Source organism: uncultured Empedobacter sp. (assembly GCF_937930195.1).
GTDB lineage: Bacteria > Bacteroidota > Bacteroidia > Flavobacteriales > Weeksellaceae > Empedobacter > Empedobacter stercoris.
The window spans coordinates 1-11,282 of the sequence record NZ_CALGVK010000047.1 but is presented as its reverse complement, the minus strand read 5'-3'; the positions used below and the strand labels follow the sequence as shown (position 1 = coordinate 11,282).

At 31.9% G+C, this 11,282-nt stretch carries 13 protein-coding genes and 1 riboswitch; of the genes, 7 read left to right on the top strand and 6 right to left on the bottom strand.

The window, feature by feature from the left end; translation table 11 throughout:
- Positions 1-145 precede the first annotated feature (145 nt).
- The gene (locus Q0616_RS02710) at positions 146-718 is read right to left on the bottom strand and encodes a nitroreductase (RefSeq protein WP_260541324.1); all 573 of its coding nucleotides are present in this window, start codon (positions 716-718) and stop codon (positions 146-148) included.
- Between the two features lie 75 nt (positions 719-793).
- Between Q0616_RS02710 and Q0616_RS02705 the strand changes: the two genes are divergently transcribed.
- The 5 genes from Q0616_RS02705 (at position 794) to Q0616_RS02685 (ending at position 7,074) form a co-directional block, all read left to right on the top strand.
- Positions 794-1,549: a hypothetical protein gene (locus tag Q0616_RS02705; RefSeq protein ID WP_171622575.1), complete on the top strand. Its 756-nt coding sequence runs from the start codon at positions 794-796 to the stop codon at positions 1,547-1,549.
- A gap of 15 nt (positions 1,550-1,564) precedes the next feature.
- Complete coding sequence (locus Q0616_RS02700; RefSeq protein ID WP_298774881.1) at positions 1,565-2,524, top strand: aminodeoxychorismate synthase component I; 960 nt, start codon at positions 1,565-1,567, stop codon at positions 2,522-2,524.
- Positions 2,508-3,107, top strand: coding sequence for an aminotransferase class IV (locus Q0616_RS02695; RefSeq protein WP_171622573.1), 600 nt, complete (start codon positions 2,508-2,510; stop codon positions 3,105-3,107). Before Q0616_RS02700 ends, Q0616_RS02695 begins: the two co-directional genes overlap by 17 nt.
- Positions 3,108-3,165: 58 nt before the next feature.
- A riboswitch (SAM riboswitch) is annotated at positions 3,166-3,269 on the top strand.
- A gap of 54 nt (positions 3,270-3,323) precedes the next feature.
- Positions 3,324-5,711, top strand: coding sequence for a TonB-dependent receptor (locus tag Q0616_RS02690; protein ID WP_171622572.1), 2,388 nt, complete (start codon positions 3,324-3,326; stop codon positions 5,709-5,711).
- A gap of 70 nt (positions 5,712-5,781) precedes the next feature.
- On the top strand, positions 5,782-7,074 hold the full coding sequence (locus Q0616_RS02685) for an amino acid permease (RefSeq protein ID WP_298774875.1): 1,293 nt from the start codon (positions 5,782-5,784) through the stop codon (positions 7,072-7,074).
- Between the two features lie 12 nt (positions 7,075-7,086).
- On the opposite strand, the gene Q0616_RS02680 is transcribed toward Q0616_RS02685, so the two are convergent.
- The gene (locus tag Q0616_RS02680; RefSeq protein ID WP_298774872.1) at positions 7,087-7,614 is read right to left on the bottom strand and encodes a hypothetical protein; all 528 of its coding nucleotides are present in this window, start codon (positions 7,612-7,614) and stop codon (positions 7,087-7,089) included.
- A 171-nt stretch (positions 7,615-7,785) separates the two neighbouring features.
- On the opposite strand from Q0616_RS02680, the gene Q0616_RS02675 reads away from it, so the two are divergent.
- On the top strand, positions 7,786-8,202 hold the full coding sequence (locus tag Q0616_RS02675; protein ID WP_038330990.1) for a nucleoside-diphosphate kinase: 417 nt from the start codon (positions 7,786-7,788) through the stop codon (positions 8,200-8,202).
- A 99-nt stretch (positions 8,203-8,301) separates the two neighbouring features.
- On the top strand, positions 8,302-8,757 hold the full coding sequence (locus tag Q0616_RS02670; RefSeq protein WP_286483565.1) for a copper resistance protein NlpE N-terminal domain-containing protein: 456 nt from the start codon (positions 8,302-8,304) through the stop codon (positions 8,755-8,757).
- A 60-nt stretch (positions 8,758-8,817) separates the two neighbouring features.
- On the opposite strand, the gene Q0616_RS02665 is transcribed toward Q0616_RS02670, so the two are convergent.
- The 4 genes from Q0616_RS02665 to Q0616_RS02650 form a co-directional block, all read right to left on the bottom strand.
- Entirely contained in the window at positions 8,818-9,558 is a 741-nt protein-coding gene (locus tag Q0616_RS02665) for an acyl-ACP thioesterase domain-containing protein (protein ID WP_260541309.1), read from the bottom strand.
- Between the two features lie 26 nt (positions 9,559-9,584).
- Entirely contained in the window at positions 9,585-10,082 is a 498-nt protein-coding gene (gene ribH / locus Q0616_RS02660) for a 6,7-dimethyl-8-ribityllumazine synthase (RefSeq protein WP_298774865.1), read from the bottom strand.
- A 113-nt stretch (positions 10,083-10,195) separates the two neighbouring features.
- Positions 10,196-10,903, bottom strand: coding sequence for a tetratricopeptide repeat protein (locus Q0616_RS02655; protein ID WP_260541306.1), 708 nt, complete (start codon positions 10,901-10,903; stop codon positions 10,196-10,198).
- A 74-nt stretch (positions 10,904-10,977) separates the two neighbouring features.
- On the bottom strand, positions 10,978-11,282 hold a 305-nt coding region (locus tag Q0616_RS02650; protein ID WP_298774860.1), incomplete at its 5' end, for an outer membrane beta-barrel protein.

Below are 11,282 nucleotides of genomic sequence, written 5' to 3'. Positions count from 1 at the left end.
ATCCGATGAATTTGATGAAACTAATGATGGATGCGCAAATGGAAAAATCATACGGTGATGGTTTAACAAAATTAAAAGAATTAAGCGAAAAATAAATTACATAAAAAAACGCTACTTTTTGAGTAGCGTTTTTTTATTGAATATTTTAATACTCTAAAAATCGTACTTTATTTTCGATTGGTTGACGAACTCCTTCAGGAGTTTCTTCATTATATTTTCCCATATAGAAAACTCCCACACATTTTTCTCCTTCTTCCATCGTAGTAAACTCATCTACATTCGCAATTACATTCGCAGGTGAAGACCAATAAGCACCAATATTTAATGCGCTTGCCATTAACCACATGTTTTGAACAGCCATGGAAGTTGCAGCTAATTCTTCCCATTCAGGATTTTTATCTGTATCAATAAAATTGATCAAAACAATTTTATTCGATTTGTCACATTTTTCAATTAACGCATTAATTTTTCTGTCACTTAACTGATCTGGAGGAGTACCTTGTACATAAACACGTTTCACATATTCACGAAAACGATCTTTTACCGCACCTTCTAAAACGATAAAACGCCAAGGTTCTGTTTTTTTATGAGATGGTGCCCAGTTGGCAGCCTCAAAAATTTGATTTAATTCTTCGCGCGTAATTTCTTCTTGCGTGTATTGTGGAGGAAATATAGAGCGTCTATTTTTTATGATTGATAATAAATCGTTTGCATTCATTTTGTAACAATTCTTAATTTTATTCTACTGATTAGGCAAATTTACATTTTTTAAATCCAAAAAATTCATAAAACGATGAATAGAACATTAGATCAAGTAAAAGTAAGTCGTGCAACACAAAATAAATTTGATTTTAGATTAGGTGATTATATTAATCAGTCGTTTAAAATCTTTGGTGATAATTGGCTGCAATTTGCATTATTTACTTTGGTTTCGGCTATTATTTCAATACTTTCTGTTGTGACGATTATCGGTCCTTATTTGGTAATGTTTCCGTTGCAAATGGGATACGGACATGTGGTTGATAAGATAGAAAATGGTGAATCATTTGAATTTAATGATTTTTTTAAAGGTTTTGAAAAATGGACACGATTCATTCCGTTCTTTTTATTAATGTTAGGTTTCAGTTTGTTGTTAATGATTCCATTTGTACTTTTAATGGGTGGTTTTGGATTATTAGTTAATGAAAACGAATCGTTTGCACCTCTTTTTAGTTTGTCCATATTTGCGATTTTACCACTTTTTATAATCATAGGAATTCTACTTTCAGTGGTTACTTTTTTCACTCCTTACATTATTTATTACGGGAATTATGGTGTCATAGACAGTATTAAGTTATCGTATAAAATTGGAATGAAAAATTTTTGGTACATATTGTTAACCGTATTATTATACAGTATTTTATCTCAAATAGGCGCTTATATTTGTTTCGTCGGAATTTTGGCAACATTTCCTATTGCTCAAATTATGGCCTATTTATTAGTGAAAGATTTTTTATTAACAGATGATCAAAAAACAGAAATTGATCTACTTGGTACAAATCAAGAATAATATTAATTTTATCGAATGTTAGCAAAGCATTCGATTTTTACGAAAATGAATGAATTGGGAGCTGCAAAAGTTCCCTTTTTTTTTATGATTGATTTTTTAAAAGAAAATGGAGAAATTGTTCCGTTGAATAAATTATCAGAAGAGATTAAATTTGAAATCAACTGTACTCAAAAAAAAACTTTTGAAAAGGCTTTCGAATTTAAAAAATTTCCAATTACCTTCGATGAATATCTGCCAAAATTTAAACATGTGCACGATAATCTTTTGTTTGGAAATTCATATTTGACGAATTTAACGCTTCCTACAAAAATCGAAACAGACTTATCATTAGACGAAATTTATACTTTTTCGGATGCGAAATATAAACTGAAATATAAAAATGATTTTGTTTGCTTTTCACCCGAACGTTTTGTGAAAATAGAACATCAAAAAATTTTTTCAAATCCAATGAAAGGAACAATTGATGCGTCAATTCCACACGCTAAACAATTGATTTTAGATGATGAAAAAGAAGCTGCCGAACATGCTACAATTGTGGATTTAATCCGAAATGATTTGAGTTTGGTTTCCGAAAATGTTGAGGTGACAGATTATCGCTACATAGAAGAATTGAAAACAAATGATAAAACATTGTTACAAGTAAGCTCTGAAATAAAAGGAGACTTGAAGGAAGATTATTACCAGAATTTGGGAACAATTTTCGATCAACTATTGCCCGCAGGCTCTATTTGTGGGGCGCCTAAAAAGAAAACCGTTGAAATTATTTTAGAAGCTGAAAAGTACGAACGTAATTTTTATACAGGAGTTTTTGGTGTTTTCGATGGCGAAAATTTAGATAGTGCAGTGATGATTCGTTTTATAGAAAATAATCAAAACGATTTCATTTTCAAGAGTGGAGGAGGAGTCACAGCAAAAAGTAAAGCGAAAGCAGAATATGAAGAATTAATCCAAAAAGTATATGTTCCAATTTATTGAATCCATTTGTTGTGAAAACAAACAATTACGCCATTTAGAATATCATCAAGCGAGATTTGATCGTACTCGAACTGATAATTTTACTGAAATTAATCCGATAGTATTAGAAGAAATTATTCAACTACCTGAAGATTTAACAGATGAAAAATATAAAGTTAGAATAGTGTATGACCGCGAAATTCAATCAGTAGAATTTCTACCGTATCAAATCAAACCAATTGAAACCATTCAACTTTTTGAAATTGAAAATAAAATAAATTATACCTACAAATACTTGGACCGCTGGTTTTTCGATGAGTATGTAAAGGAATCAAAAACAGATGATTTGGTATTAGTTAAATCAAATTATATTACCGATTGTATTTATTCGAATATCGTTTTTTATGATGGATCGCAATGGGTAACGCCTCGTTCTTGTTTATTGAAAGGTACAATGCGAGAGGCTTTGTTGCAAACAGGAGAAATTATGGAGAAAAATATAAAAGTAAGAGATTTAGAAAATTTCACCTCATTCAAACGAATCAACGCGATGATGAATCTCGAAGAAAGTCAAGAATTGGATATTTCTCATTTGATTAAATAACTCTATAAAGTTAATAGAGTTTTGTTTGCAAATTTGTTTTTTAACATTACCTTTGCATAACTTATCAAGAAAGGCGGAGGGATTGGCCCGATGAAACCTTAGCAACCAGATGACTTATAATCTAAGGTGCTAAATCCAACCTATCAAAGGGAAAGATGAGTAAAAGTATTTCACTTTTATCTGTTGGTTTCTTGAAAGTTTTATGAAAAATTGAAAATGAAAAGAAACAAATTTTTACTTGCTTCATTCGCATTTATTTGCGCATCAACTCTTTTTGCACAAGAAGTAGAAAAAGAAGAAACAAATCTTAACGAGGTTATTTTAATCGGAGGTCGTGCTTCTGAAAGAACAGTTGTTAATTCATCGGTTCCAGTCGACATCATTGATGTTGAAAAATTAAAAACGTCTTCGCCTCAGTTGAGTGTAAATGATATCTTAAACGTCGTTATACCATCTTTCAATTCGGTTCGACAGTCTTCTGCAGACGGAACAGAGCACGTTGATCCTGTGACTTTACGTGGAATGGGACCAGATCAAGTATTGGTGTTGGTGAATGGAAAAAGACGTCATACCACATCGTTGGTTAATTATCAAAACACGGTTGGGAATGGTTCTGTTGGAACAGATTTAGGTGCAATTCCAATTTCTGCTATCGACAAGATTGAAGTTTTACGAGATGGTGCAGCTGCGCAATATGGTTCTGATGCAATTGCTGGTGTTGTGAATATAGTGTTGAAATCTAAACCTGGAGGTGATGCGTCGTTGACTTACGGACAAACTTCGCGTAACGATGGTGAAACGTATAATTTTAATGGTAGTTTCGGCACAAAATTAGGTCAGTCTGGTTCGATTGTGTTTTCTGCGGTTGTAAGTGAACGTAAAAAAACGAATCGTTCGAAAGATCATAATTTAGATATTTTTGGAGATAATTTTGCATATGATTTCGCTGATGATCCAGATGCGGCACGAGCTGCGGATGATGCGAATATAGCCGCTTTAGGATTATCAAGAAAAGATTTTAGATTTCAAATTGGTGATGCGGCAATCAAGAATCAACAATTTTTTGTGAATGCTGAAACAGCAATTAATGATCAATTGGATTTTTATTCTTTCGGAGGTGTTTCGTTGCGACAAGGAGAAGGTTTTGGATTTAGAAGATTACCAAGCGAATTGTCTGATGATGCGTTGAAAATTTATCCAACAGGATTTCAAGCGACATTAAAATCAAATGTGAATGATTATTCAAATTCGACAGGATTACGTTATTCGTACGATGGATGGAAAATCGACTTGAGCAATTCATTTGGGTTAAATTCATTTAAATATGATTTAGAAAATTCAATCAACCAATCATTAGGACTTGATTCACCAACCGATTTTTATGCTGGTAAACATCAATTTTTACAAAATACGGTAAACTTAGATTTCTCAAAACGAATCAATCAAAACATTAGTTTAGCTTTTGGAGGAGAGTACCGTTTTGAACAATATAAAATCGAAGCTGGAGATGAAGCATCTTATTCTGGTTCTGGATCAGAATCTTTTGTAGGATTTTCACCTTTGAATGCAGTAAAAGGAGATCGACATTCGGTTGCCGCTTATGTGGATGGAGAATTAAAATTCGGAAATTTCACTGCTGATTTAGCAGGTCGTTTTGAGAATTATTCAGATTTCGGTAGTACAATTAATGGGAAATTAGCCTTAAGATATGAATATGCAAAAGGATATTCGGTTCGTGGAGCTGTTTCTACAGGATTTAGAGCGCCTTCGTTACAACAAAAATATTTCAGTAATTCGTACACAGATTTGTTCTTAAATGATAACGGAGATCAAGTTTTAGTTACAAAAGGAATTATTCGAAATGAATCTGATCTTTCGAGAGAAATTGGGTTAGACCAATTAAAAGAAGAGAAATCAATCAATGCAAGTTTAGGGTTAACTTTTCGTCCGACTTCAAAATTGTTCATTACTTTAGATGGATATTTTATCCGAGTTGATGATCGTATTGTCTTGACTTCTGATATTACAGATCCTATTTTAGAAAAGTACAATGTTGCAACAGCACGTATTTTTACGAATGCGATTGATACAGAAACAAAGGGATTGGATTTAGTGATTTCGTATGATACGCGTTTGGGTAGAGGAAAATTAAATACAAGTTTATCTGCAAATATTAACGAGACAAAAATTGTGGGATACCATTTTCCTGAAGCTTTAACAATTCCGACTGAAGAGTTTTTTGGACCAGATCAAGTGAATATTATTGAATCGTTGAGTCCAAAAGCTAAAGCAACTTTAGGATTGAATTATTCGATTTCAGGTTTCAATTTTATGGTGCGTAACACCTATTTCGGTAAAGTGACAAAGGATGGATATCCATGGGGAAGTGTGCAAGAACATACAGGAAAAGTGGTGACAGATGCATCGATTGGATTTGATATCACGAAGAATTTTAACTTTACAATTGGAGCAAATAATCTTTTTGATGTTTTCCCAGACAAGCAAGTATACGAGAATTCTTATTATGGTGTTTTTCCACACGCACCAGTACAAATGGGAATGACAGGAGCGTATTATTTTGCACGTGCAAGTTTTAAATTTTAATCAATAATAATATATTTAAAGTGTCAATTTTAATGTAAATTCAACATTTCAATTGACACTTTTTTTGTGTATGGCACATTCTAAAATTGGTTGGAAAACCGCAGCAGCATTAGTGATTTCGAATATGATTGGAACTGGTGTGTTTACGAGTTTAGGTTATCAAATTTCGGATCTTAAAAATACGACTTCCATATTATTGCTTTGGTCAATTGGAGGGATTTTAGCTTTGATGGGCGCATTTATTTATTCGGAATTAGCTTCAAAATTCAAACAATCTGGAGGAGATTATATTTATTTATCTCGGACATTTCATCCACTTTTTGGTTATTTATCAAGTTGGATTTCTTTGTTCGTTGGTTTCTCGGCTCCAATTTCTTTAGCTGCTTTGGCAATGGGAAAATACCTTAATATTTTTGGATTTGACCTCGGAAAAGAATTTGCCATTGCAATGATTTTAATTGTAGCAATATTTCAATCATTTAGCTTAAATCTAAGTAGTAAGTTTCAAAATATATTTACAATTCTGAAAGTTGTATTCATCATCTTTTTAATTGTTATTGGTTTTTATTATACTCCTGCAGTACAACCAAATGCAATACTTTTTGACTCGAGTTGGAAAGGAGAGTTGTTACTTCCTGCGTTTGCCACATCTTTGGTGTATGTTACTTTTGCTTATACAGGTTGGAATTCGGCTTCTTACATTGTGGAAGAAATTAATCAACCAAAGAAAAATTTACCAAAAGCATTGTTTATAGGCGTTGTTTTTGTGACGATTTCTTACGTTTTATTAAATTATGTTTTTTTAAAACATGCTTCAGCAGCAGCATTGTCGGGGCAAGAAAATGTAGCAAATATCTCGTTTGCAAATCTACTTGGAAATAATGTAAAATGGGTAAGTTGTTTTATCGCGTTACAATTGATCGCAACTATTAGTGGTTATTTGTGGATTGGATCTCGATTGACACAAGCAACAGCACGCGAAAATAAATTGTGGAGTTTTATGGCAAAAGAGAACAAAAATAGAATCCCCGTGCGTGCGATATGGGTGCATACTGCAATTAGTATTTTACTGATTTTTTCAGGAGATTTTGAAGTAATATTCACTTACACATCTTTCGTTTTGCAAATCTTAGCAACGTTGGCTGTTTGTACAGCTTTTTTCATTAAACAGGATGAATTAACGATTATAAAAAGTAAATTCTTTTACGTTTTACCCGCTCTTTTTTTAGCATTTAGTTTGTACATCTGTTATTTTGTATTGATGCAAAAACCAAAAGAAAGCTTATTCGGTTTAGGAATTATTGCACTCGGAATAATCTTATTCTATTTTGATAAACGAATCGAAAATAAAGATATTAAATAACAAAAAGCGAGATTAATTCTCGCTTTTTAGTTTCAGTAATTTTATCCATTGTTTTAAATTATATCGTCTAAAAAGTCCAAAATTACGTTGATTATACGAACTGATCCAAATCGAATTTTCTTCACAATAAATCACAACTGTTTCGATATAATCTCTTTTTCGGTAATTGTATTTGTAAAAAATATTTCGTTCCGAATATTCAAAAAGAAACAAACCTTCTTCGTCCAATGATTGCGTAAAATTAGTTTGACGTTGTGCAAGATTTTTGATGAGGTGAATATTCTCATTGAAAGATTTTGAAGTCTTAATTTCGATAAAAAATCGATCTTTAATCGTGAGAATCATTTGTATTATAAAAAATCCCATGATAAAAATAAAGACCCAATTGATATGAATTGAGGTATAAATAAAGAAAAAAGTAAGAATCAACATTAAAGCAAAATCCAAATAATTCCAAATCTCGAAAGGCAGAAAATATTTATCACCAACCTTTTTGAGTTTTGTTTTATGCTGAAATGTCGATAGGTTATTTGAGCTCATGGTTTTATATTTTCTTAAAAATAAGAATTTTTATTTTGATCATCTTTCTCAAATAGATAATTAATGTTGATATTTATTAATTTGAGAATTTTTATTGATAAGATATAAACATTCGAATCATTTTTGTAATTTTGCACATCAAAAATTAAGTAATAAATACAATTCAATAAAATGGCAAACATTACATTCACAATGATTAAGCCTGATGCAGTAGCAAAAGGACACATCGGAGATATTTTAAAAGACATCACTGACGCTGGTTTCAAAATCAAAGCGGCTAAAATGACTCAATTAGCGAAACAAGATGCTGAAGCATTTTACGCTATCCACGCAGAGCGCCCTTTCTTTAAGGATTTAGTTGAGTTCATGACTTCTGGGCCAATCGTTGCTGCAGTTTTAGAAAAAGATAACGCTGTTGCTGATTTCCGTACGTTAATCGGTGCTACTAATCCAGCTGAGGCTGCAGAAGGTACTATCCGTGCTAAATACGCTGAATCTATCGATGCTAACGCTGTTCATGGTTCTGATTCTGACGAAAATGCTGCTATCGAAGCTGCTTTCCACTTCGCAGCGAAAGAAATTTTCTAATCGAATAAGATTATAAAACATCATATAAATCCTTCTGAAAATATTCGGAAGGATTTTTTTTGGTTAAAATTTACTTACCTTTAACTTAAATTCTAAAAGATGAAAAAAATATTTTTAGCCACATTTACAATCGCAGCTTTCGTTGTGTCAAGTTGTAAAAACGAAACAGAGTCGGTGAATAAAGAAGTAGAAAATGCAAATGATTCCTTGAAAATGGATACTTTATCAATGGAAAAATCGATTCAATTTGATGGAATTTATAAAGGGACTTTACCTTGTTTTGAAAAAGATTGCAAAGAGGTTGAAATGGAGATTAAATTATTGCCAAATAATGGTTATGTGTATGCGACTAAACGTTTAGGAATAGATAATTATGCAGTGATGACAACTGGGGTTTTTCAATTGAAAGAAGATGGAAAAACAATTGTTTTACCAGAAATCGCAAATGTTCCGAATGCTTTTTTGGTTGAAGAAGGAAAGATAAGACAATTGGATAAAAATCAAAAGAAGATTGAAACGGCAGATTCTATTCAGTTTGTTTTGATAAAAGAATAAATTAAAAAAGGTTTCGATTGAAACCTTTTTATTGTTATAATTCTGTTTAATAAAAATATGTTATTTCAACTCTAATTGACAAACAAAGTTTATTTTCTCTTGATTGACAATTTTAAACTGAATCAACTTCTCTGTTTCTAATTTCTGAATTTCGATTTCGTCATCTAAACTTAATTCTTTCAAGAAATTCATATCAATCGCTTTAATGCGATGTTCTAACATTATATTCGTATCGATTGTATTGAGACACCATTCCAAATATTTGGTATTATTGGCATGTTTTACAATATCTAAATCCGAGAATTGAACTTTATAATGTATAATTTCTGTAGCTTCAAAATTGCTGGTCAAAACATTGTTTTCCAATTTTGTAGGTTTCAAATCAGGAAATCGTTCAATATGAGATGAATCAATTTGAAGAAGATCAGGGCGGCGTTTTACAGTATTAAAAACTGCCCATAAACTTGATGCTCCAATCAACTTTTTACCATTTTTCTCGATTGTAAAATCACGAATAGATTTAGCTCCTTTCAACACTTCAATCCATGTTTTTACTTCAACAAAATCTGTCCAAGAAGGCAATTCATCAATTTCAATTCGAAGTCGATTCATTACCCAAGATTGATTGTACTGTTGCAAATCGAAAAAGCCTAAACCACCTTTAATGGCATGTTCAGAAGCTGTTAACTGAAAAAGATTTGCCATTTCTGTCAATTTCATTTTTCCAGTCGGATCACATTGAGAGAAATAAATTTCCCAATTCTTTATAAAAATAGATTGAAAATCTTCTGCAATTGGCATTGAAAAAGTTTTAGATATAAAAGAGATTATTTACCTAATTTCTTTTTCATATCGGCCATCATAACAGCTGCAACACCTGCTTCTATACCTTTATTTCCATGTTTTCCTCCAGAACGATCAATTGATTGTTGTTCATTTTCGTCGGTTAACACACAAAAAATAATTGGTATATCGTGTTTAATATTTAAGTCTTTCACACCTTGTGTCACACCTTGACAAACATAATCAAAATGCGCTGTTGCACCACGAATAACACATCCTACAACAATGATTCCGTCTAAATCTGGATGCGTTTGTGCGACTTTATCTGCACCATAAATCAACTCGAAACTACCTGGAACTTGGTACAACGTAACATCATTAGGGTTAGCACCTAAATCGATCAACGTATCTTTTGCACCATCACGCAGATTAAATGTAATATGATTATTCCATTCCGATGTAATGATTGCAAATTTAGACCCCGTTACATTTGGTAATTCTGCTTTATTATATTGAGATAAATTTTTATTTTCTGTTGCCATTTTGTTTCTAATTTGAAGGGTAAAAATACAAAAATGATTTAGGATAAACTTTGATTTGTATCAATAAAAAAAGCCGAACAAATTGTTCGGCTTGTACTTATTTTGAAAGTGAATTATTTCGCAGATTCAGAGGCGTATTTTAAACGCTCAATAAACTTCGCTGTTTCACCATTGTTTGCATTTGGATATTTACCCTCCAAAGCTTGGAAATATTTTAATGCATCAGCATTTTTACCTAACTCCATTGCAATTTCACCTGCTTTTGTGTAATATGTCGATTGTAAAGTTTCAACTTCTGTTGCTTCAGCAGCTTTTACATAGTAAGGTAAACCTTCCTCTAATTTGTTAGAAGCGACTAATGCATTACCTAACATACCATATTTTTGCGCTAACATTACGTTGTCATCTGTATCAAATTCTTCTAATAATTTAACAGCAGATGCATAATCTCCTAATTTATAATATGAACTTGCCGCTTTAAAACGAGCCAAATTACCCGCATCTGTATTTCCGTATTCATCAACTATTTGTTGTAAACCTTGAAAACTTCCAGCGCTACCATTTAATGCTACATTAATAGAATCTTGATCAAAAAGACGTTCTGCTTGAACCATTTCTTTGAAAGCATCTTCTGATTTAGGTTCTACGACTAATTTTAAGTAAGCAAAATAACCTAAAACAGCTACAATAATTACTCCTAAACCAATACCAATTGCTTTAGCATATTTTTCAACAAAGAACTCTACGTTGAAAGCTGTTCTGTCTAATTTTTCTACGAATTGCTCTGTCGCGAATTCTTCTTTTTTATTATTTTTTGCCATTTTAATAATTTACGAGGTTGCAAAAATACAATTTGGGACAAATATATCCAATAAATTTATTTACAAACAACCTTTTAGAATAAATATGCCACTGTTAAGTTTAACATTTGTGGACGATTTTCAGTATTGAATTCTCTATTGTTACCATTTACGATTTCTGAACCAACTTTTCCTAAACCAAATTCGTAACGTAAATCGAATAATAATTTAGAAACTTCTACGCCAGCACCAATTTGCATTCCGACATTAAATTCGTCTTGTTTTGCAGTTGTAAATTCTTTTACAGATAATTTATCATCAAAGTAATAAGAAAATACTGGACCTGCTTGCACATGAGCGATTCCTAAAAATCTTTTTCCAACGTTTACAGGAATATCCA

Excerpts from the sequence above, each read along its gene's own strand:
- Q0616_RS02710 (WP_260541324.1), bottom strand. The coding sequence starts at position 718 with ATGAATGCAAACGATTTATTATCAATCATAAAAAATAGACGCTCTATA.
- Q0616_RS02705 (WP_171622575.1), top strand. The coding sequence starts at position 794 with ATGAATAGAACATTAGATCAAGTAAAAGTAAGTCGTGCAACACAAAAT.
- Q0616_RS02700 (WP_298774881.1), top strand. The coding sequence starts at position 1,565 with ATGTTAGCAAAGCATTCGATTTTTACGAAAATGAATGAATTGGGAGCT.
- Q0616_RS02695 (WP_171622573.1), top strand. The coding sequence starts at position 2,508 with ATGTTCCAATTTATTGAATCCATTTGTTGTGAAAACAAACAATTACGC.
- Q0616_RS02690 (WP_171622572.1), top strand. The coding sequence starts at position 3,324 with ATGAAAAGAAACAAATTTTTACTTGCTTCATTCGCATTTATTTGCGCA.
- Q0616_RS02685 (WP_298774875.1), top strand. The coding sequence starts at position 5,782 with ATGGCACATTCTAAAATTGGTTGGAAAACCGCAGCAGCATTAGTGATT.
- Q0616_RS02680 (WP_298774872.1), bottom strand. The coding sequence starts at position 7,614 with ATGAGCTCAAATAACCTATCGACATTTCAGCATAAAACAAAACTCAAA.
- Q0616_RS02675 (WP_038330990.1), top strand. The coding sequence starts at position 7,786 with ATGGCAAACATTACATTCACAATGATTAAGCCTGATGCAGTAGCAAAA.
- Q0616_RS02670 (WP_286483565.1), top strand. The coding sequence starts at position 8,302 with ATGAAAAAAATATTTTTAGCCACATTTACAATCGCAGCTTTCGTTGTG.
- Q0616_RS02665 (WP_260541309.1), bottom strand. The coding sequence starts at position 9,558 with ATGCCAATTGCAGAAGATTTTCAATCTATTTTTATAAAGAATTGGGAA.
- ribH (WP_298774865.1), bottom strand. The coding sequence starts at position 10,082 with ATGGCAACAGAAAATAAAAATTTATCTCAATATAATAAAGCAGAATTA.
- Q0616_RS02655 (WP_260541306.1), bottom strand. The coding sequence starts at position 10,903 with ATGGCAAAAAATAATAAAAAAGAAGAATTCGCGACAGAGCAATTCGTA.